We start from the raw sequence: 21,266 nt of genomic DNA, 5'->3' as shown, positions 1-21,266 counted from the left end.
CTTCGAGCGCCGCAGCACTCGGAGTCGTGATGCTCATTTTCGTGAACCGCTATTTTCACCCAGACCATTCGGCGACGAGCCAGATATTATCCGATCTGGCGTTCGGATTGAGCGCGCGTGGGCATGATGTGCGCGTCATCGCCTCGCGGCTGCGATATGACGCGTCAGACGATCTCTTGCCGGCTCATGAGGTCATCCGCGGGGTCGAGGTTTTTCGTGTGTGGACGTCGCGCTTCGGCCGCGGCGATCTCATCGGTCGGGCGATCGACTATGTGACCTTCTATCTGTCCGCCGCGTGGCGACTCTTGCGATTAGCGCGCGCCGGAGACATTATCATCGCCGAGACCGACCCACCGATGCTGTCCGTCATCGTCGCTCCGATCGCGTATTTGCGCGGCGCGCTTCTGGTCAATTGGCTACAGGATCTATTTCCGGAGGTGGCCCAGGCCGTGGGGCTCGGCAGACGCCAGCTTCCGGGTCTCGTCTACGACCTGCTTCATGCGCTGCGCAACGCATCATTGCGTGCGGCGGCGATGAATGTGGCGGTGGGTAAAAAAATGGCGGAGCGATTGTCGTCGCTGGGCGTGGCGGCGGATCGCATCGCCGTCATTCCGAACTGGGCGGACGCCGAGCGGATCCGTCCGGTCGCGCCAAAAGACAATCCGCTGCGAAAAGAATGGGGGCTCGAAGGCTCCTTTGTCGTCGGCTATTCTGGCAATCTCGGGCGCGCGCATGATTATCGCGCTATGCTTGGCGCGATCGAGCGCCTGAGCTGCGGGCCTTCGGAGGCCCCGACAATTCGATGGCTAATCGTGGGCGGGGGCGCGCTTCACGAGGCATTCAGACGCGAGCTGCGCGCCAAGGGGCTGAAGGGCGTTTTATTCGCGCCCTACCAGCCGCGCGAGCGCCTCTCGGAGAGCCTATCGGCGGCGGATGTCCATCTCGTGTGCCTTCGACCCGATCTCGAGGGCTCGGTCGTGCCCAGCAAATTCTATGGCGTCGCCGCGGCCGGTCGTCCGACGATTTTCATCGGCGATTTGGACGGTGAGATTGCGCAGATCGTCAGGCGAAGCGATCTCGGATCCGTGGCGCCACACGGAGATGGGGAGGAGTTGGCAGCGCAGATCTCGGCGCTCGCGCTGGATCCGGCTCGTTGCAGTGACATTGGCATGAAGGCGCGCCGGCTCTGCGAGGAAGAGCTCGACAAGCGCGTCGCTCTCGATCTCTGGGAGCGACTGCTGGAATGTTTGCCGGCGAGAGGCGTCGGCGCCGCTTGACGGTCGCGCGCGCCTTTCGCGCATTCAGCTCGCGACGCTCGATTTCTGCGCGCGAGCCTTGCCGAAGACGGAAATTCCATCGATCGCGCGCCGCATCGGAACCTCGAATAGATGAAATGAAATAAGGCTCGTTGCGAAGATGCACGCATAGCAGACGAGGCTCAGCGCGACGATTGCGATTCCGCTGCCCTTCATCAGCTTGTCGCCGACGATGTTTATTAAAACCAGAATAAACAAATTGTGCCACATATAGATCGAATAGGTGAGCTGTCCGAGCGGCGCGATCTGCGTCAGGCCGGGCGTGGCGGCCGCGTAGAGGTCGCGCGCTGCGGCGCCCGTCACGAGCAAGATGATCAGAGCCAAGATCAGCAAGGGCGATTGTCCCGAGAGCATGGCGGCCACGATCGCCAGCAGGCCTCCCGCGAGAATGGGGATAGGCGGTGTGAACGGCTCGAGGAGATGACGGAGCCGGAAGAGCGCCACGCCGATGCCGAAGCCGAAAACGCCGCGCAGAAGCGGATGAAAACGGTCGGTGTCGATCCAATCATGAACGCCGAAATCGAGACCGTATCGGTAAAGGGCGCCGAGAATGATTGCGACGCAGATCGTCGCGATGACGAAAACGTCTCTCTGCCTGGCGCTTCGAGCGAGAATAATGGCGATAGGAAAGCCGATATACATCATCATCTCGACGCTGATCGACCAGTTGACGCCGTTGAAATACTGACGATTTCCACATTCGATGATCGTATGCAGCAATAGGATCGTATCCGCTATGCACAGCGGGCTGAAGGAAGGGGTATGCCGGCTCGGCAATTGCAGCGCCGAAAATCCCGCATATAGGATCGCTGAAACAATGAGCGTCAGCAGATGAAGCGGGAATAGTCTCGCGATGCGCTTTTTTAAAAAGCCGCCATAAGAGCTCAGATCGTCGATGCGGCCGAAATACATGTAAGATATGACATATCCAGATATGATAAAAAACATGTCGACGAATAGAGCCAAGCCATCCGAGCGCTCATTGGCGGCGGAAGAGAGCATGAACTCTTTGGAATGGTGAAACACGATTCCGAGCGCGGCGAGGAAGCGAAGGGCGTCGAGGTGCAGCATCTCCCCCGATTTCGCCACGAGCGGCTTCAGCTTCAACCACTTCCGCATTACCGAGTTCCAGCTTTCCCCATCGATGTTGTCTAGCTCGCGCCGAATGATTTACCAAGCGCAAATTCTGCCGGTTTGACTGTCGACCGAGCGCGCAATGCGGAATGTTTGTTGCTTCTTTGTGTAGTTCCGCCGCACGGAGGCTTTCGACGAAGTTATCGCTTGGCCGCCGCCAGCTCTTCCTTTTGCATTTCTTCCAACAATTCTAGATATTTCGTCGCGACGCTGTCCCAGCCGAAACTCTCGGCGGTGGCGCGGGCGCCGGCCCGCAATGTCGCGAAGCCGGCCTCGTCCTCGAAGGCGGAGCGCAATTTTTCCGTAATATTCCGGGCGTTCCGCTCGATCGCAAAGCCGTTCAGGCCGTCCCGCAAATAGTCTTCGATTCCGCCGACGCGGGTCGCGAAGACCGGGAGGCCGGCCGCCATCGCCTCCATGCAGACGAGCGAGAAGGTCTCATAGGCGGTCGGCAGCACGAAAGCGTCGGCCGCGGCATAAAAGGCGGCGACGTCGCGCCTCGCGCCGCAAAAAACGAGGCGGCCCTCGGCCTGCGCGGCGAGCTTTCTGTAGCGCGCTGGATTGTCGGAACCGACCACCGCCAGCCAATAGCGGTCGTCCAGAAGCGCCAGCGCTTCGATCAGCGGCGCGAGTCCCTTGCGCGCAAATTCATGTCCGACGAACAGCAGCAGCCGCGCGTCGTGGGGTATTCCGAATTCGCCACGAATCTGCGCGCGCGCTTCCTCCGAGGCTTGGAAACGATCGAGATCGATGCCATTGTAGATGACGCGAATTCGCTCGGCGGGGACATTGTAATGCAGTTGCAATTCTTCGCGGACGCGAGCGGAGACGGCGATGTATTTGCGGTAGCGGAGCCCGCCGATCATCCATCGGTCACGCAGGGCGACCCAATAATGCATAGGATTGATAAGCCAGCCCCAATTGCCGGCCTTACGTTTCTGCAGGAGACTTTCCGCATTCACGGCGTGGACGACGAGCATGTCGCCGCGCAGGCAGTCGCCATGGCTGATGATCTGCGCCGTCCGCGCGCGGCGCCGAAGGGCCAGCGTCGCGGCGAGCGTGAAGATCGGCATGACGACAAGCCGGCCGATATGGCGCATGGCGCCGCGCGTCGGCACGTGCGAGAGCCATGGCGTGATCTGCTCTATTTCGGAGGGCGCGTCGCCATCGTCCGCGACGACCGCGGCCACGACGCTGTTTCGCGCTCCGGCGCGTGTGAAGGCTTTCGTGAGTTCGAAGGCGACATTCTCGACGCCGCCGTCTCGGCTGAATTCTTGCACGACCTGAACGATTTCGAGTGAATTGTGTGAGCCCATTGGTAAGTCCATGACAGGAATCTTCGTAAGAATAGCGTGCTCGACGCTGCTATTCGTCGCATCGGCCGCCTTTTGCGAGGATAGGGCCTCCGAGGCCGATGCGCCGTTGCGGATGCGCATCGGCGGCGGGAATCTGGTGACGCATCTGCACGGAGCGCCTTCCGCGCAAATCTATGCGGCGCTGCGCGGAGTCGGCGCGCCGCTCGGCCGCATGGATTCCTATGGCTGGCGCACGCTCGACCGCAAGCCGACGCCGAGCGATTTCGACGCCGCAATGCGCGAGGCGTATGAGCGCGGAATCACGCCGGTCATTCTGCTGGAATACGAAGGCTCTTATCAGTTTCTCGATCCGCCGCAGCCGATCGGCTCCTACCGAGACTGGTTCATCGCCGGCGTCGCTTATGCGCGGCGCTTTCAGCCCGGCGGCGAGTGGGCGAAGGCCAATCAGGTGAGCGGATGGGGCGCGACCATCTTCACGGCGATCAACGAGCCGGATGTGCAGGCGACCATTCCGCGCGAGGAATATCGGCGCGCGCTGGAGGGGCTCGCCGATGGCGTTCACAGCGTCAATCGTGATCTGAAGGTCGTGCCCGGCGGCTTCGCCACTTGCAACTCGCATGGCGACGCGACTTTGCGCGGCTATGGCCCGGCCATTGCGCCACTGCTCGAGGATGGTCGCCTCGATGGCGTCGATCTGCACACTTATTATAACTTCCGCTGGTTTCCTTTGACTCGCGGTCGCCAATTCTCGGCGCAGAGCTGCTTCGATCGCGTCAAAAAGGCTATGGGCCTTTCGCGCGATATTAATTTCTACGCAACCGAATATAATATCTCGAAATCCGAAGGCTGGGCGCGGCCGGAGACCGCCGCCAAGCTGTTCCTGACGGCCTTTTGGGACGAGATGGCGGTGGTCGGCGCCGACGGGCGCAGGCCTGCGACCGTTTTGGCCATGCCCTGGAACCTCGGCGACACTGGCGCGATCGAGGGGCCGAGCTACGCCATGGCGTCCGGCGCCGCTCCTTGGCGGCCGGAGGCGCGCGCCATTGTGCTGCGCAATCTGATCGCGCTCGCGGGCTCGATGCATTTCGTCTCCATCGATCGCGAGAAGGGGCTGCTGACGCTGGAAGGTCCGACGGGACGATTGTTGGTCTGGCATGATCTCGAGGGCTGGACCGACGCGCCCGGCTCCGCATGGACCGTGCCCTTGCCGGCATGGGCCGTCACCGCGGAGCTGTGGGGCTGGGACGGATTGCGTCGACGCGTCCCTGTGGCGGGACCGGAGCATCGCTTCGCCGGGCTGAAGCCGGACGAGACCTATATGGTTTTCCTGCCCCGGCCTAAGCCCTGATCGACGGCGCATCATGGGCCTCGAGCCAAGCGCGCCGCAGCGTGCGCGCGACCTCTTCATAGGTGAAGCGCGCGGCGACATTCTCCAGCGCAGCGCGTGATGTCGCGCGCAGATCGTATTTTCCGACGGCGATGTCGTCGAGCAGGCGCGCGAGCGCCGCGCTGTCGCGCTCGGGCGCGACCCATCCGCCTTCGCCGATCACATCGGGGATCGCGCCGCCGGTGGAGCCGATCACTGGCACGCCGCAGCTCTGCGCCTCGATGATGACGCGGCCGAATTGCTCGCGGACGCGCGGCGTCGTGCGCGTGAACAAGATCAGCGCGTCGAGCCCGCGCATGAATTGCGCGACCTCATGCGGCGGCGCCCAATCGCGAAAGCTCACGCGCTCGCCGAGGCCGAGGCGCTCCACACGCGCGCGCAATTTGCCTTCATGCGGGCCGGCGCCGATCAGATCGAGGCTGACACTGGCCTCCGCGCGCGCGATCGCATCCAGCACATCGTCGAGCCCCTTCTCCTCGACGAGACGGCCGACATAGCCGATGCGCAATCCCGCGCCCCGCGGCTCCACGGCTCCGTCGGGACGGAAGCAGTCCTGATCCACGCCATAGCCGATCATCGTGACCGGACCCTCATAGCCGCCGGCCCTCACCACGGCCTCGGCGTCCGGGCTGCGCGCGAGAATATGCGCGCATTTCTTCAGCACGAAGCGGCGAATGGTCTCGAATGGCGGCGGCAGGGTCTTGAGTATGTTCTGATCGACCTCGAGCACGAGCGCTGCATCCTGCTTCGTCAGCGCGGCTTGCAGCGCCACTATGCTCCAAGGTTCTTCCCAAAGATGAAGCACATGCGGCCGCACCTTGCGCAGCAGGCGCGGGAGGCGCGGATAGAAATGCAGATACCAGTTCAACGGCCCAGCGCTCGGGAACAGGATCGGCAGCACATGCAGCTGCATGTCGGGGTCGATTGCGGGCTCGCCGATGAGCGAGCGGCCGAACTCGCGCCAATTTTTCGGCACGACGAGATGCAGATCGAGATCGCTCTGCCGGAGCAGGGGCGTGTAGCGCTGGCGGCCGCCTTTCTGGCCGACGGCGGAATGCGCGACGGAAACGACGCGCAGAGAGGAGGGGGCGCTCCGAAGCTCAGACACGGCCGAGCATCCTCGCGACGACGCCGGACACGCCGGTCAAATGCAGCTCGGCCATCGCCAGGCTTCTGGCGGCGCCATTCAGCGTGTTGCGCGGCAGGCTGAATACATTGCTCCGGCGCCGCATCACGCCCTTGCGCGTCGTCGCCGCCGAGGAAAAGCCCGCTCGCCGCGCGAGCTCGAAATCACGCTCGCCCGCATCGGCCGCGCGGCCGAAGGGAAAGGCGAAATGTCGAACCTCTCGGCCGAGCCGCTCGCGCAGGCGCTGACGGCAGGCTTCGAGCTCGGCGAGCGCCTCCGCTTCGGCGAGCGCCGAGACGCGCGGATGATCGACCGTATGCGCGCCGATCTCGACGAGCGGATCGCGCGCCAGCGATTCCAGCATGTCCCAGGAGATGGCGTGCTTCTCGCGCAGCTGCGCCTCGTCGAATCCATTCTCCGCGCAAAAGGCCGAATAGAGCGCGCCGGCGCGGGGGCCTTCCCAGGCCCGCTCGATCGCCGCATAGACGGCGCGCTTCTCTTGCGCGGTCTCGACTTTTACTGTCTCCCCGTCGTGAGCAATGCGGTCTTTGCTCAGGATGATGTCCTCGAGGCCGGCATGCCACATCGGCATTGTCGCATCGGGAATGCCCGTGGTCACGAAGAGCGTCACCGGCGCTCCATGCGCGCGGAACAGAGGGACGATCTCCTCGAAAGTGTCTCGGTAGCAATCATCGACGGAAAAATTCACGAAGCGATCGCCGGGCCGATTTGCGGCTGCGCGCTCTATCGCCTCTTCCATGGTCACGATCGACCAGCGCTGCGCCTTCACATAGACGAGCAGACGATCGAGATAGGCGAGATCGAGATAGAAATTGCGATTGGGCAGCCGCTCCCATAGCGCGCTCGGGGCGGCGCGATGAAAGGTGAGCAGGCAGCCGCGCGCGCCCCTCGCCGTGTCGAGGAGCGCGCCGATAGGTCGTAGCGCGGCCTCCATCGGCAGGACGTCTGTCAAGCTCGACGCGAGACTCATGGCCGCTCTCCTGGTCCAAGCAATTTTCGCAGCTTCGAAAAGCCCGCGCCACGCAGCTGCGGCAGCAGCACGAATGCTCCGGCCGCGGTGCAGACTGCGCAAGCTGCGGCGCCGGCGATGAGCCGCAGCGCGAGGGCGTTCGCTTGCGCCTCGATCATCCATCCGGCCGCGAGCATGGCGGCGCCGGGCGCGGCCGCCACGCATGTCAGCGACAATATCCGTCCACGATTGGGCAAGGCCCATGTCGTCCCCGCCAGCAATGTGAGGCTGCGCGCGCTCTCGCCGAGGCCGATCAGCAGCATGCCGAGGCCGAGCGGCGGCGCCAGCCATGCGCCGAGCGCGTTGATGACGATATTGACGAGATAGGCGCCGACGACGATCAGCGTCGCCCGCGCATTGCGGCCCTCGCTGTTGAGATGCCGCAGGAGAATCCATCCGAGCGTCGAGGCCCATAGGCCGATGGAGACGCCGCGCAGCGTCGCGCTGGCGAGCAGCAGGCCGGTCTCCGAGAAGGCGCCGCGGAAAAACACCAGCCGCACGATATCGGACGCGAAGACGAAGACGAAGGCGGACGCCGGCACGGTGAGCGCGAGGATAAGGCGCGTGATCGCTTCGATCTGACGATGGCTCTCGTCCTTCCGATAGCTCGACATATAGGCGAGGCCGACCGGCTGGCTGATGAGCAGCAGCGCCGTGTCCGAGAGCGTGCGTGAATAGTCGAGCGAGGCCACCGCGCCGGTGACGTTTCGCGAGGCCGCCAAGCGCTCGATCCAGACCTGCGTCTGTTCCGCGAAAGGAAGCGCGAGCAGCGGGCGCAGGCGCCACAGAAACTCGCGTCCGGCCGCAAAGATCATGGCGGGATGCGCGCCGCTCGGGTCCAGCGTGCGCTCCCGATAGCGCGACCAGAGGCCGAACAGCGCCAAGGCGATGAAGGAGAGGGTGAAGGGCCAGGCGAGCGCGCCGAACCAGCCGAGGAAGGCATAGAGGGCGAGGCCGATGATCATCGACAGATTCAAGAGGCCGGCGCGCAGATTGGAAAGTCGCGTCTTGCCGAGCGCGATCTCGCCCGCCGCCAGCGTGTTCACCAGCACAGAGGCCGGCATGGCGAAGCTCATGATCTCGACATAGCTCAGCGTCAGCGCCTTGCCCTCGGGCGTGAAGCCGCCGAGCATCAGATCGATCCACCATGCGCCCAGCGTCTGCACGCAGAGCATCACCGCAATGGCGGCGAGCGTCAGCGCGCAGCAGAGCGAGGCGAGCAGGCGAGGGGCGCGCCCTTCCGTCTGGGCGCGTTGCAGCATGGGGATGAGAATGGCCGGCGCGCTCTCATTCTGCAGAAAGCACAAGGGCAGCAAGATCACCGTGACGGCGCCTCTGTAGCCGTCGGCGAGCAGCGATGCGCCCAGCACTTGCGCCATCAATATCTCGCGCGCGAAGCCGAGAATCTTGCTGGCGAGCGCGCCGAGCATCAGCAGCGCGGCCATTTTGCGCGGCGCGGCGCGCGCCGCCGGCGCCGCGCTCGTGCTCGGAAGGCTCACCGAGGGCGCGGCGCTGCGGAGGCGCTGGGTCCAGCTCATCGGCGCCGCCGAAGGTCGAAGCCGTGACGCAGGCCCGGCGCCGGGACGGAGGCGAGCGCGAGCGCCATGAAGGTCCAGAAGAGAAAGCCGGCCTCGCCCGAGCCTATGCCGGCGAGCGGCAATTGCACGAGGAAGAAGGCGCCGAATGCGCCGAGCATGACGCTTTCCGCGCGGCCGTCGTTCAGCGCGCCGACGATCGCCGAGACAGTGACCCACACCAGCGCGAAGAGGCATATGAGACCGAAGACGATTCCCATCGACTGCCAGCAGGCGATGATCATTCCATCGACCGGCTGCGAGCCGGCGACGCCCGTGTCGACCGTGGTGAAACCGGCGCCGATCAGCGAGCTGTCGGAAAGATTCCATAGAGCGGAATATTGATCGATGCGCTCGCGCGCGCTGCCGTCGCGGCTGCCTTCCGTGAAGGTCGCCAATCTCGCGCTGATCGACTCGCCGAAGGGCGTCGCGATCAAGGCGACGATCGTCGCCGCGCATAGGCCGATCATCATGACGAACGAGCGTCCGCGCGTGGCGCGGAACAAGGCGCAGAACAGCATGGCCACGACGAGCGATATCCAGGCCGTGCGATAGAGCGAAAGAAACAGCGCGAGCGCCGCGGGCGCAGTGGCGATCTGAGACAGCCAATCGCTCTTGCGAAACCACACGAGCAGCAGCCCTACGGCGGTGAAGGTCGCAAAGCCCGCGGGCGCATTCATCGTGCTGAAGACGCGCACGCTATAGGGGACGGGCTGGCCGATCGAGGTGATCGGCGCATTCTGCATCCAATAGCGATCCCAGACGGCTGGATCGACATATTGCACGACGCCGTAGACGCCGATGATCGGCAAAGCGATCGCGAACACATTGGTGACGGCGGCTAGAATTTCGTCCTTGTCGGCGGTTTCCGCGAGCAGCATGGCGTAGAGCAGGGGAGCGAACCATTTGACGGTGTCGCGCGCGGCGCTCATCCACTCGCCTTTGAACAAGGTGAGGATCATCGCGTAGACGACGCAGGCGATGACCAAGAGCAGAGGCTCCATGCGCCGCATCCGGCCCGCCGAGGTCATGAGGCCGAGCATGTGGGAAAGAGGCGCCATGAGGCAGGCCAGCGGCCCCACCAGCATCAGGCTGCTCGTGTCATAGCCGAGGCGGACGTCGACAAGCCGTCTCACGAATGGCGTGAAGAGAAACAGGAGCAGCGCGGCTCCGACATGAGCCGAGGGTCCGCGTCGCCATGTCCACCATCCGACAGCCGCGCAGGCGAGCACATAGAGCGCGCGTGCGGGCGCGCCGAGGAAAGGCCCGACAGCGCCGGCGATCAGCAATGCGCCGAGCGCTGCGGCGCATCCGATCAAATGGTCGCGCGCGCCGTGCGCCGCGTCGCGACGGAGCGCGTTCTCTGTTCTGGCGCCAGCGAGACTCGCCATCTCCGCCTCAGGCCGTTACACGCGAAAAGCGTTGCTGGAATGGCGCCTCGTCGCGCTCCGTCATGTTGACGACGAGGCCGAGCAGTCGCCCGCCGGAAGCCGTGAGCCCCTCGGTCGCCGCGAGCGCTTCCTCCGCAGAGCATCCTCCGGCGCGCGCGCAGAACAGGATCGAATCCGCCTGACGAGCCAGAAGGCGCGCGTCCAATGCATCCGCTGGCGGGCAGTCGAGCAGGACGAGTTCATAGTCGCGCGTCGCTTTCACCACGGTCTCGATGCGCTTGCCGATCTGCGGCGGCGCCGCTTTGCCGGAGGCGCCGAGAGGCAGAGCGTCGAGCATTCGCGAGGCGGTTCCCGTCACGCAGTCCCGCAGAGGCGACGTTGCGTCCAGCGCCTCGAGCAGGCCCGGGCCGTGCTCGAGGTCGAGCGCGGATTCGAAGCAGGGATTGGCGCGGTCGCATTCGACGACCAGCACGCGATGCCCCATCGTCGCCGCGAAATGCGCCAGGGCGAGAGTGAGGAATGTCTTGCCGTCGCCGCGCGCGGGCGAGGTCACGGCGATGATTCTCGAACCTTTCGCCTCGCCGATGCGCGCGCTCGAATAGATCTCGAACAACGCGCGTTGCGCAGGCTCGTCGCTCTCCGCGAGCTTGGTGAGAGCCTTCAAAGGCAGGGCGCGATCTCGACGCTCGAGCAGGCCGAAGAGCTTGCCGTGCGCGCTGCGCAAATGCGGCAGCTCGACGCAGAGCGCGTCGCCGGCGAGAGCGGCGAGCTCGGCCGAGCCGCGCAGGGTCTTGTCGAAGCGGTCGCGCAAAATCGCCGCCGTGGCTCCGAGCAGCGTGGCCAGCGTCAATCCCGCAGCGAGGAACGGCAGCTTCTTCGGGAAGTAGGGCTGATTGGGGAACTCGGCCAAGCCCACGAGGCGCGTGCTACCGTTCAGCACGCGACGATCCGCATCGAGCTCGCTGGCGCGCTTGTACAGCTCGGAATATTGGCGCCTCTTCATATCGACGCCATGCACCAGCGTCTCTATGGAGCCCTGGTCGATCATTGCGTCGCCGACCTCTGTCTTGGCGCCCTCCACTTTGGCTTTCAGCGAGGCGACGAGCGAGTTGGCGGCTTCGTAATTGCGTTTCACCGCGGCGGCGACGCCGGCGACCTCGGCGGCGAGCCGTCGCTGGGCGATGTCGCGCTCCTGCTCCAGCTCGCGCATGGCGGGATGCCGATCGCCGAGCGTGGTCCGGGCGGAAGCGAGCCGGATCTCGATCATGGTGATCTGCTGCTTGAGATCGGAAACGCTGCGGCTCGCCAGCACGGCGGGCGAGTCGGCCAAGCCCTTTCCCTTGTTCGCGGTGATCTCCTTCAACCGCGCCGACGCCTCCGCGCGCGTGGCCTCGGCGGTGGAGAGCTGCTGTGTGAGGCTGGTGAGGCGTTCGGAATCGATCAGCGCATTGGTTCCGCGCGCGAGGCCTTTCTTCCGCTTGTATTCTTGAATCTTGCCGTCGTCGTCGCGCAATTCGGTCTCGAGCCGATGGACCTCGGCCCACAGCCAATCCGCGGCGTGCTGGCGCCCGGACGACAGGTTCGCGCGCTGGTCGTCGAGGAAGGCGGCGATCAGCGCATTGGCCATCCTCTGCGCTATTTCCGGCCGAGTGGATTGGTACGAAATGCCGATGACGCGCGATCGCCCGACATTGCCGATGGAATAGCGCGTGCGGACGAACTCGACGAGCGCGTCGGAGTCTTCTCTCAGCTTGTCGCAGCCCGAGCGGCGGCCGAGCTTCTCCAGCAAGGCGCCGATCCCTTTGCTCGCGGCGCAATCCTGCAACGCCAGTTCGAGAATGCCCGGCGAGGCGATCGCCGCCTTCAGCACGCGCGACGAGCCGATGATGAGAAGCTGACTCTCCATATCGGCGGGATCGCCGGCCTTCTGCGCCCAAACGGCGGAAGAATTATTGTCGCCGGGCTCCTGCTCGGCGACGATCACCGAGCCTGTCGCCATATATTGGACCGGCAGCACCAGGAGCGCTGCGATGAATGCGCCGAGGATCGTGATGAAAATCACCACGAATATCACTTTGCGTCGCCACAGCGCGGCGAGCAGGCCGCGTCCCGGCGGGTCTGCGGCATAGCTCGTCGCGCGCCTCGGCTCCAGATCGGAAACGGTTGCGCCTAGATTGTCATAGGCCATGCGGGCGTCCAATTCGATTGCTTGCCGCGCTCGCGATCTGCGATCGTTCGGTCCACGAGATCTTTGAATTCTCGCCGAAAGCGCTCGGCCGAAAAATTCTGCGCTTGCCTTCGGCAGGCTGTGCGGGAAAACTGATCCTCTTCCGCGACAAATCTGCGTAGGCAATCGGCGATGTCCGCCGGCGTCGCATTCGCGAAGAACATTCCCGAACGCGGCTCCCTCGCGGACACCGATTCTCTCGCGCCGCCACGATCGAGCGCCAGCACCGGCGTTCCTTCCGACATGGCCTCGACCACGACGATGCCGAAATCCTCCTCGGCGGCGAAAACAAAAGCGCGCGCGGAGGCCATCAGATAGCGAAGCCGCTCATCGCTGACGAAGCCTTCGAAGGAGACATTGTCGGTTGCGATCTTGCGCAGGCGCGCGGCCTCTGGGCCGTCTCCCGCGACAATCAGCCGAAGATCTTCCAGCTCGGCGAAAGCCCTCACGATCGCTTCGACATTCTTATACGGCACGAGTCGGCTGGCGGTGAGGAAATAGGGCTGACGTGAGACCTCTCCGCCTCGGCCGAGCGAGACCGGCGGATAGATTACTTTTGCTTTCCGCCCATATGATTTCTTTATGCGTCGCGCGACGAATTGCGAATTGGCGACCAGCACGTCCGGCCCATTCGCCGTTCGCGTATCCCAGATGCGCAGGTAATGAAGCAATATGCGGGCGACGGCTCCTTTGATCCCTTTCTCGAAGCCATTGTTGCGCAAATATTGATGCTGCATGTCCCAAGCATATCGCATCGGCGAATGCACATAGGAAATGTGAATCTGATCGGGGCCCGTCAGCACGCCCTTCGCGGTGGCGAAGCTGCTGGAGATGACGAGGTCGTAGGAGGAGAGATCGAACTGCTCGATCGCCAATGGCATCAACGGCAGATACAAGCGATGATGCGTGCCGACGAAAGGAGCGTTTTGCAGAAAGCTCGTCGTCTCGCGGCCGATGCCGATCATGGCGCGATCTGCGGGTGGGAGAACATCGAAGAGCGAAAAGACATGCGCTTGCGGATAGCATTGCAAAATTTCGCCGAGGACGCGCTCGGCGCCGCCCAAGACATAGAGCCAGTCGTGCACAACCGCGACACGCATCAGAGAAATCTTCCCCTCGTGGTTCCAGGGCGCTCGTCCATGCGATCACAATCGACGAGGTAGGGCCAATTACGACTTTAAATAAATGCACTGGCGGCGAGGCCTTTCGGCGGTCCTCGAGGTGGAATGCTCCTCCGCTCGCTGCGGGCATTTGTACGATTCCGCTTACGCTCTCGTAAAGTAATTTTTTGTTAAGCATAGTTAACGTGGAAGCGCTCGACTTTTCGGCAAGAGCATCTTCGGCGGCGTAACGTGCAAACGCTCCACGTCGAAAGAGCGAGCGATCTTCGTGGATTGAAGAGCGATCGAGGTGATGCGTTTCGATCGCGTGATCGGCGGTCTCTCGCTCCGCGAGCGCCTATAGTCCGAGCAGCGCCATACGGCGCTCGCCGGCGCTGCGGCGATCCGACGTCTCTGGTCGAGACAAATGATCACGCGAATGAGGCGCGCGGATCTGTTGATGATGATCTCGCGGCGTCGACGCGCTCGGCAAGTTCGCGAGCGTGAAAGCCTAGAAACGTGGATCGCCGAGTGCATGCGGCCGCAAAGGTCGACTTGCTGATCGGTGTCGGCCCGCGCCGCTCGAGGAGGTGGGCCCCCTCTCGCGGTCGGGAGTGCGTGTCGGGCCGTGGCCACGGCGGCTGCGCCAGGCGGTTTCCGCGCGAGCTTGTGAGAAATACGCTTTTGGGGTCTAGACAAGGCCGGCGGGGCTTTCTATAAGCCCGCTCTCGGCGTCGCGAGGCGCCTAGGCCCAGGTAGCTCAGTTGGTAGAGCATGCGACTGAAAATCGCAGTGTCGGTGGTTCGATTCCGCCCCTGGGCACCACTCCCGCCTACGACGAAAACCCGCACTAGAGCCTGTTAAATCAACGGGTTGGCGCGCACTAGCCATGCCATGCAGGGCCTGCGGTGCGGCCGCTTCGGGAGAAAATCCGGTCCAATCTCGATCTCACCGGGGTTCTGCGCCGACATCGCGGCCATATGATCGAGAAGCGACGTCATCGCTAGGCCGTTCCGAGCGGCGGCCGGCCCGCGCTTCGTCATCGCTGCTCTCGCTCCCGAGGCCTCCCGGTATGGGGAGGTCTGCGGCCTAGAATGACGAGATCCGCTGCTCGAAATCCGCATCGACGCGATATCGAGAGTCCGACGCGGGTCGGGACAATGTCTCTTTGAATGTCGACGCATTTCCCGATCGCGCCTTCGAAGGAAGAGTGACGCAGATAGTGGATGCGCCGGCGGAGCGAGGTGGAAGCAAAATCGTCGTCACCACGTCGAATCCCGATCTCGCGCTGACGCCGGGCAAGACGGCGAAGGGCGGAAGACGCTGCGCCTTCGAGCATCGTCGCAGCCACGAAGATCAGCGGCCCGCTTCGGCGGCGTCGGCTGCCAGCCATTCCCGCCATATGGCGAGCAGCACGGCGAGAATCAGTGGGCCGAGGAATAGTCCGACGAAGCCGAAGGCGAGCAGGCCGCCCATCACGCCGAGGAAGACGACGACGAGAGGGATATCGGCCGCGTTGCTGATGAGGAGAGGCTTGAGAATATTGTCGGTCGGGTTGACGATGAGCGCGCCCCAGGCGAGCAGCCCCAGGCCTGCGCCGATCTGATCGGTGAGAAGAAGCCAGACGCCGAGCGGCGCCCAGATCGCCACTGTTCCGACGAAGGGGATGAGCGCAGCCAGGGCTGTCAGCACGCCGAGCAGAACGGGCGGTCCGGCGCTGAGGAACGCATAGCCGACGCCGGCAATGAAGCCCTGCGCCATCGCGCTGATGATCAGGCCCGACACGACCGCATTCGACGTGGTCTCGACGGCTCGGAAATATTGATCCGCCGTCTCCCCGACGACTCGACGGAGCCCGACGCGAATTTGCTCGAGCATGAGGTCGCCGTCGCGGTAGAAGAAGAACAGCGCGATCGCCATGACGCCGAATTGCGCAATGCTGCGGCCGACCGCGCCGACGACCCCGGCGAGCTGGCGCATCCAGGGCTCCAGCCATTCGTTGATCTGCTGCTTACGAAATTCCGGATTGTTCACGAGATCGTTCAGCGTGGGGCCGATCACCGGGAGGCGCTTGATCGCGTTGGGCAGGACCAGCGGCTCGTCCGCATATTTGGTCGAGATGTCGCGATAGGCGGCGACCGCCTCGCTCTGCAGATCGATCAGCAGCACCGACACCGGAACGACGATGAGGACGATCAGCAGGATCGTCGTGACCGCGGCGGCGAGATTGCGCCGCTGTCCGCAGAGGCGAAGGCAGCGGCGATAGGCGGCGTCCGTGGCATGAGCGAGAATGGCGGCCCAGACGAGCGGCGCCCAGAAGGGGCTGATGACGAGGACGCCGAGCCCGATCATTCCGGCGAGCAGGATGAGGCCGAATATCTGTCGATTCTGCATGTCGGCCTCCGGCTGCGTTCGGGCTTTTCGGCGCGCGCCGAGCAGTCGGATATCTCGCGCGGCTTCGGGTCCGCGCCAATCATATATGGATGCGAGCGCGCCTCACATAGCCATGCGCCGCATATCGGCCCCGCGTGAGGGAAAATCGCTCGCGGCGGGTTCGTATCCTGCCGCCCCTCGAGCGAGGGGCGGCAGCTTTTCCACTCTGGTTCCCTGGGAGCATCATGGAGTCAGAGCAGGCTCGCTCTTGCGAGTTCCGTCGAGCGCGTCAGTCGATGATCGCCTTCACGCCGTCTTCGCCCAGCAGACGTTTCATGTTCAGCAAAATCTGCGCGGTCACGCCGAACACGGCGAGCGCCATCCAGCCGAAGAACACGAAGCCCCAGTGCAGCGGAGCGACGAACAGCTCCTCCATGAACCAGAAGGTGTGGCCCCACTCGTTCAGCCCGACATTGGGAATGATCATGAACGGACCGATCGTCAGGATCAGAAAGGCCAGCGAATAGCCCTTGGAGAAATAGGGCAACCGGGTCTTGGCGTAGAAGAACGAGCCGACGCCCACGATCGAGTAGATGGGATAGCTCAGATAGAACTCGATGATATGGCTCGGCGTGAAGTCGGTGTCGCGGATCACCGTCATGTGCCAAGTGCCGTCTTGTTCAGTAAAGAAGCTCGCGCCGAAGTAGATCGCTATGCCGTAAACGACCAGCCATTGCGCGAGGCAGACCCAGCGCCGCAATTCTTCGCGCGTGCTCAGCGCGTCCATGTCGCGCGTGCGCGTCTTCCACAGATAACCGGCGAGGCCGAGGCCAGTGACCAGCTCCAGCGGAATCTCGGTCCAGAGCATCGTCAGCCAATAGGTCTGGAATTCTGGGGCGAAGGAGTCGAGACCGGCGCGCCATCCGTAAATCTGCTCATAGATGCGAATGAACAGATAGAAGGTGACGAGCCCGCCGGCGGCGATCCACATAGGCTTCAGATCGACGATAACGACGTCTGTACTGTCGGCCGCGCCGGTTTTTCCGGCTGCTTCTGTCGTTAGACTCATGTTTCTCTCCTCGAGATTGGCTTCGCATCACGGTTTTGCAAAGCCTCGCTCAAAGGGATAAGAGCAGTATTCTCAAAGACAAAGTGCATATTGTTCATTGCGCTATGACGAAAATTCAAGTGCCGGCGACGTTTTTCGACGTCGAAAGCGCGGCCGTCACTCATATCAAAAAAGGAAGCGCCTCCGCCTGTGGAGCGCGAAGCCAAGGACGTCGGCGGGGGAGGCGCGCCTCAGTGGCTTTCGTCGGGCGGGCCGGGGAGCGGCAGGATTTCTATGCCCTCCTCGAGCAGCGCCTTGGCTTCCTCGAAGCTGGCGCGTCCGCGAATGGGGCGGTTCTCGGCCTCGCCATCCTGCATCCGCCGCGCCTCGTTCGGGAAGCGGTCACCGACGTCTTCCGTCGCGGCGACGACCTTTTGGCGCAGCTCCTGGATCATCGCCCGCAGCGCCGCATGGCGCTCGTCGAGCAGAGCGGGGACGCCCGCCTCGTCCTCACGCGCTCGGGACGAGCGGCGGGCCACATTCGGCGCCATGATCGCCTTGGCGACCTGGGTCGAATGGCAGAAGGGGCAGCTGACCGCGCCTTGCGCGGCCTGCGCGTCATAGGCTTCGCTATCGCGAAACCAGCTTTCGAATTCGTGTCCTTCCGAGCAGATCAGCCGGTAGAGAATCACGGCGCCGGCTCGCCCGTGGCGAGCAGCGGATCGAGCTCGCCGGCGCCGTCCAGAGCATAGAGATCGTCGCAGCCGCCGATCGGACGGCCGTCGATGAAAATCTGCGGCACTGTGGTCCGGCCCTCGGCCAGCCGGCTCATCTCGGCGCGCTTCTGCGCGTCGCCGTCGACGGCGATCTCTTCATAAGCGGCGCCTTTGATGTCGAGCAGCTGCTTGGCGGCGCGGCAATAGGGGCAGGTTCTCGTGGTGTAGATGACGATCTGCGGCATGACGGTTCCGTGACCTTTCGCGCGCTCTTATAAGCGCTTCCAGCGCATGGCTGCAACGGAGGCCTTTGCTTCAGCTCTGGCCGACGACGCGAGCGTAGACCAGCACGTCGACGCGCGTCGCCCGCGCCCGCAGCAAGACGCGGGCCGCGGCGTTGGCCGTCGCGCCAGAGGTCAGCACATCGTCGACGAGCACGATGTTGCGGCCTTCGATCTGAGGCTTTTTCTCCTCGCGCAGGCGGAAGGCGCCCTGCATGTTCGCTGAGCGCTGGCCGCGCGTCAGCCCCACTTGCGGCGGCGTCGGCTTCACGCGCTCCAGCGCCAGAGCCTCTACCGGAACGGCGCTCTCCCGCGCGATCACATGGGCGAGCGCCGCCGATTGGTTGAAGCGCCGCGACAGCAGGCGCATTCGGTGCAGGGGAATGGGAACCAGCAGATCGGCGTCGGAGAGAATCTCGGCGCCAGCGCGCGCCATCCAGCGGCCGAGCGGCTCGGCGAGCTCCAGGCGATCATAATATTTCAGTCTGTGGGCGAGGCTGCGCGCGCGGTCGCTGTCATAACGCACGACCGCGCGCGCCCGCGTGAAGACGGGCGGATCGGCGGCGGCCTCCAGCGAGATCATGCCGGGGCCGAAATCGCGCTCGAAGGGCGTTCCCAGCCGCTCGCAATAGGGCTGCTCGATAAAGCCCATCTCGCCCCAGCAGCGCGGGCAGAGCGCGCCATGGCTCGCCACCGCTCTGCGGCAGACGAGGCAGACGGGCGGATAGACGATATCGAGCAGGCGCGCGCCTATGCTGCCGATGAGGCCGGCGGCGCGCCCGAGCATGGCTCAGACCTCGACCTGACCGCCGAGCTCGACGACGCGGCCCGAGGGGATTTGGAAGAATTCCGTCGCCGGCAGCGCGTTGCGGTGCATGAATTGGAAGATGTGGATCCGCAGCCGTCGCCAGCGCGAGCGCCCGAGCGGCGTCACGGTGAGCCGGCCGACGAAGAAGGAGGTGTTCATCATATTGAATGTCAGCGGGCTCGATATGGTGTCGAGCATCAAGGCGCAGGGAATATTGGGCTGCTCCATGAAGCCGTAGTTCAGCTCCATCGCGTAGAAATGATCGTCGAGCGACACAGTCTCGACGCGCCGCGCGCGATCGACGCGCGGCGTGTTGGCGGTGGCCACATGCAGCAGCACGATATGCTGATGCAGGACCTTATTGTGCTTGAGATTATGCAGCAGCGCGACCGGCACGACATCGGTGCGGCTGGTCAGATAGACGGCGACGCCATCTACGCGCGGCTTGCCGTGGAACTTCGCGACGAAATCGGCGATCGGAAACGTGTCGCGCTCGAGCGCCTTGCGCATGGCCTCGAAGCCCTCGCTCCAGCAGCTCATCAGGAAGAAGAGGATGGCGGCGACGACGAGAGGAATCCAGCCGCCTTCGAAGAATTTGATGAGATTGGCGGCGACGAAGGAGACGTCCACGACGAGAAACATTCCGCCGACGGCGATCGAGAGCGGCAGGCTCCAGCGCCAGATGGAGCGCATGGCGATGAACATCAGCGCCGTCGTCAGCAGCATGGTCAGCGAGACCGCGATGCCGAAGGCGGCGGCGAGGTTTTCCGAGGAGCGAAACGTGATGGTCAGAACGAGCGTCAGCGCCATCAGCGTCCAATTGACGAAGCCGACATAGATCTGGCCATAGCTCTGCGCCGATGTCTGCGTGATGGCGAGGCGCGGCGACAGGCCGAGCTGGATCGCCTGCCGCGCCATGGAGAAAGCGCCGGTGACGATCGCCTGGCTCGCTATGACGGTGGCGAGCGTCGCCAGCGCGACCAGCGGCAATTGCAGCGGGGCGGGGCAGAGATCGAAGAAAGGATTCTCCGTCACGGAGCCCTCGACGAGCAGCGCCGTCTGGCCCGCGTAGACGAGGACGAGCGACGGCAGCACCAGCCCGTACCAAGCGAGGCGAATAGGGCGCCGCCCGAAATGGCCCATATCCGCATAGAGCGCCTCGGCGCCGGTGGCGCAGAGGAACACGGCGCCGAGCAGCAGAAATCCTTCGAACCCATGGGTGAAGAGATAATGCAGCCCGACGCGTGGATCGACAGCGGAAAGAACGCTCGGATGCGCGATGACGCCGCGCGCGCCGAGGACCGCTATCGAGACGAACCATAGCGCCATCACCGGGCCGAAGAGGCGCGAGATGCGCTCAGTGCCCTGTGGCTGCAAGGCGAACAGGCCGATGAGCACGACGACGGAGAGTGGAACCACATAGGGCGCGAGCGCGGGCAGGGGCGCCTTCAGCCCCTCGAGCGCGCTCAGCACGGAGATCGCCGGCGTGATCGCGCCATCGCCGAACAGCAGCGCCGCGCCCAGCATGCCGATCGCGATGATCGCCGGATGGCGCCCATGCTTCATGCCGAGCAGCGACATCAGCGCGAGTATGCCGCCTTCGCCGTCATTGTCGGCGCGCATGATGACGGCGACATATTTGACCGAGGTGACGATGATCAATGTCCAGACGATCAGCGACAACATGCCGAGCGCCGTCTCGGCGCTCACATGCCCGCCGGACCAGTCGAGCGCCGTCTTGATCGTATAGAGCGGGCTGGTGCCGATGTCGCCGAAGACGACGCCGAGGGCGCCCAGCATCAGAGCCTTCACGCCGTTCTCGCCGGCGTGCGCAGTCGAATTCGCCATAAAAACTTGCCTCACGCCTCTTCGGCGGCCAGATTTTCGTCTTCGAACAGGCCCGTCGGCAGTCCGTCTATGCTCTGCCGGTTCTTCTCGCGGCGATAGGCGTCGAGCGCATCTTCACCCTTGGAGGCGGCCCAGCGGTCGAGCCCGTCGCGCTCGCCGGCGTAATCATACAGCGGCACGGCGAAGCCGCAGGAAGTCTGCACCGATTCCACATCGAGCAGGATCATTTGTCGCGCGCCCGGCGGCTCCGCGCCGCCGAAGGCGGAGCGCAGCAGCCGCGCATAATCCTCGCCGCCGCGCGCCAGCGCCCGGCCGCGGCCATAGAGGCGCAGGATCAGCGGCGCGCCGTCGAGCGCGCAGAACATGAAAGTGAGGCGCCCGTCCGCGCGCATATGCGCGGCCGTCTCATTGCCGCTGCCGGTGCGATCGATATAGACGGCCGTGCGCTCGTCGATAAGGCGCAGCGTGTCGGCGCTCTTGGGCGAGACATTTACGCGCGAGGTGGGAGCGGCGGAGGCGACGAAGAAGAGCCTCTGCTTCTCGATGAAGTCGCGATGCTGCGGCTCGATCGATGCGAAGAATTTGCTCATG

17 protein-coding genes and 1 tRNA gene are annotated in these 21,266 nt (G+C 64.1%); 3 read left to right on the top strand and 15 right to left on the bottom strand.

The annotated features are described in order from the left end of the window. The first annotated feature begins 29 nt into the window (after nucleotides 1–29). Nucleotides 30–1,277: a glycosyltransferase family 4 protein gene (locus EDE12_RS11575; RefSeq protein WP_084768534.1), complete on the top strand. Its 1,248-nt coding sequence runs from the start codon at nucleotides 30–32 to the stop codon at nucleotides 1,275–1,277. Between the two features lie 24 nt (nucleotides 1,278–1,301). On the opposite strand, the gene EDE12_RS11570 is transcribed toward EDE12_RS11575, so the two are convergent. Together EDE12_RS11570 and EDE12_RS11565 are read right to left on the bottom strand one after the other, a co-directional pair. Continuing rightward, a complete protein-coding gene (locus tag EDE12_RS11570) occupies nucleotides 1,302–2,435 on the bottom strand; it encodes an acyltransferase (RefSeq protein ID WP_084768533.1) in 1,134 nt (377 codons plus the stop codon). 155 nt (nucleotides 2,436–2,590) lie between these two features. Further along, nucleotides 2,591–3,766 carry a glycosyltransferase family 4 protein gene (locus tag EDE12_RS11565; protein WP_036290962.1) on the bottom strand — a complete coding sequence of 392 codons (1,176 nt, stop codon included), beginning with the start codon at nucleotides 3,764–3,766 and terminating at the stop codon, nucleotides 2,591–2,593. 10 nt (nucleotides 3,767–3,776) lie between these two features. Between EDE12_RS11565 and EDE12_RS11560 the strand changes: the two genes are divergently transcribed. Next, nucleotides 3,777–5,114: a hypothetical protein gene (locus EDE12_RS11560; protein WP_024880273.1), complete on the top strand. Its 1,338-nt coding sequence runs from the start codon at nucleotides 3,777–3,779 to the stop codon at nucleotides 5,112–5,114. Here the strand turns inward: EDE12_RS11560 and EDE12_RS11555 are convergent. From EDE12_RS11555 to EDE12_RS11530, 6 genes are read right to left on the bottom strand one after another with little or no spacing between them, the layout of a single operon-like run. Continuing rightward, a complete protein-coding gene (locus EDE12_RS11555) occupies nucleotides 5,104–6,261 on the bottom strand; it encodes a glycosyltransferase (protein WP_026598860.1) in 1,158 nt (385 codons plus the stop codon). The two genes, EDE12_RS11560 and EDE12_RS11555, sit on opposite strands and share 11 nt — an antisense overlap. After that, on the bottom strand, nucleotides 6,254–7,270 hold the full coding sequence (locus EDE12_RS11550; RefSeq protein WP_026598859.1) for a polysaccharide deacetylase family protein: 1,017 nt from the start codon (nucleotides 7,268–7,270) through the stop codon (nucleotides 6,254–6,256). Before EDE12_RS11550 ends, EDE12_RS11555 begins: the two co-directional genes overlap by 8 nt. Then, entirely contained in the window at nucleotides 7,267–8,847 is a 1,581-nt protein-coding gene (locus EDE12_RS11545; RefSeq protein WP_026598858.1) for a lipid II flippase MurJ, read from the bottom strand. The genes EDE12_RS11550 and EDE12_RS11545 overlap by 4 nt, the downstream gene beginning before the upstream one ends. After that, nucleotides 8,844–10,274, bottom strand: a complete 1,431-nt coding sequence (locus tag EDE12_RS11540) for an O-antigen ligase family protein (RefSeq protein ID WP_026598857.1) — start codon at nucleotides 10,272–10,274, stop codon at nucleotides 8,844–8,846. Before EDE12_RS11540 ends, EDE12_RS11545 begins: the two co-directional genes overlap by 4 nt. Nucleotides 10,275–10,281: 7 nt before the next feature. Then, nucleotides 10,282–12,462: an exopolysaccharide transport family protein gene (locus EDE12_RS11535; RefSeq protein ID WP_084768531.1), complete on the bottom strand. Its 2,181-nt coding sequence runs from the start codon at nucleotides 12,460–12,462 to the stop codon at nucleotides 10,282–10,284. Beyond that, on the bottom strand, nucleotides 12,444–13,601 hold the full coding sequence (locus tag EDE12_RS11530; protein ID WP_024880267.1) for a glycosyltransferase: 1,158 nt from the start codon (nucleotides 13,599–13,601) through the stop codon (nucleotides 12,444–12,446). The genes EDE12_RS11535 and EDE12_RS11530 overlap by 19 nt, the downstream gene beginning before the upstream one ends. 749 nt (nucleotides 13,602–14,350) lie before the next feature. On the opposite strand from EDE12_RS11530, the gene EDE12_RS11525 reads away from it, so the two are divergent. Next, nucleotides 14,351–14,426: transfer RNA gene (locus EDE12_RS11525), tRNA-Phe, on the top strand. Between the two features lie 531 nt (nucleotides 14,427–14,957). Here the strand turns inward: EDE12_RS11525 and EDE12_RS11520 are convergent. The 7 genes from EDE12_RS11520 to EDE12_RS11490 all read right to left on the bottom strand — a co-directional run bounded on the left by EDE12_RS11520 (nucleotide 14,958) and on the right by EDE12_RS11490 (nucleotide 21,265). Next, nucleotides 14,958–15,995 carry an AI-2E family transporter gene (locus EDE12_RS11520; protein ID WP_024880256.1) on the bottom strand — a complete coding sequence of 346 codons (1,038 nt, stop codon included), beginning with the start codon at nucleotides 15,993–15,995 and terminating at the stop codon, nucleotides 14,958–14,960. A gap of 268 nt (nucleotides 15,996–16,263) precedes the next feature. Further along, nucleotides 16,264–17,043, bottom strand: a complete 780-nt coding sequence (amoC, locus tag EDE12_RS11515) for a bacterial ammonia monooxygenase, subunit AmoC (RefSeq protein WP_024880255.1) — start codon at nucleotides 17,041–17,043, stop codon at nucleotides 16,264–16,266. A 230-nt stretch (nucleotides 17,044–17,273) separates the two neighbouring features. After that, entirely contained in the window at nucleotides 17,274–17,714 is a 441-nt protein-coding gene (locus tag EDE12_RS11510) for a DUF1178 family protein (RefSeq protein ID WP_026598856.1), read from the bottom strand. Continuing rightward, on the bottom strand, nucleotides 17,711–17,983 hold the full coding sequence (grxC, locus tag EDE12_RS11505) for a glutaredoxin 3 (RefSeq protein WP_026598855.1): 273 nt from the start codon (nucleotides 17,981–17,983) through the stop codon (nucleotides 17,711–17,713). The genes EDE12_RS11510 and grxC overlap by 4 nt, the downstream gene beginning before the upstream one ends. Nucleotides 17,984–18,053: 70 nt before the next feature. After that, a complete protein-coding gene (locus EDE12_RS11500) occupies nucleotides 18,054–18,806 on the bottom strand; it encodes a ComF family protein (RefSeq protein ID WP_026598854.1) in 753 nt (250 codons plus the stop codon). A gap of 3 nt (nucleotides 18,807–18,809) precedes the next feature. Further along, nucleotides 18,810–20,675, bottom strand: coding sequence for a potassium transporter Kup (locus EDE12_RS11495; protein ID WP_026598853.1), 1,866 nt, complete (start codon nucleotides 20,673–20,675; stop codon nucleotides 18,810–18,812). Nucleotides 20,676–20,686: 11 nt separating this feature from the next. Next, nucleotides 20,687–21,265 (bottom strand): pyridoxamine 5'-phosphate oxidase family protein, encoded by a 579-nt coding sequence (locus EDE12_RS11490; RefSeq protein ID WP_026598852.1) that lies wholly within the window; start codon nucleotides 21,263–21,265, stop codon nucleotides 20,687–20,689. Nucleotide 21,266: the final 1 nt, after the last annotated feature.

Origin of the sequence: Methylosinus sp. sav-2 (assembly GCF_004366495.1) — a bacterium.
Taxonomy (GTDB): Bacteria; Pseudomonadota; Alphaproteobacteria; order Rhizobiales; family Beijerinckiaceae; genus Methylosinus.
Note: the sequence above shows the minus strand (reverse complement) of the source record. Positions and strands in the feature narration are given on the sequence as shown.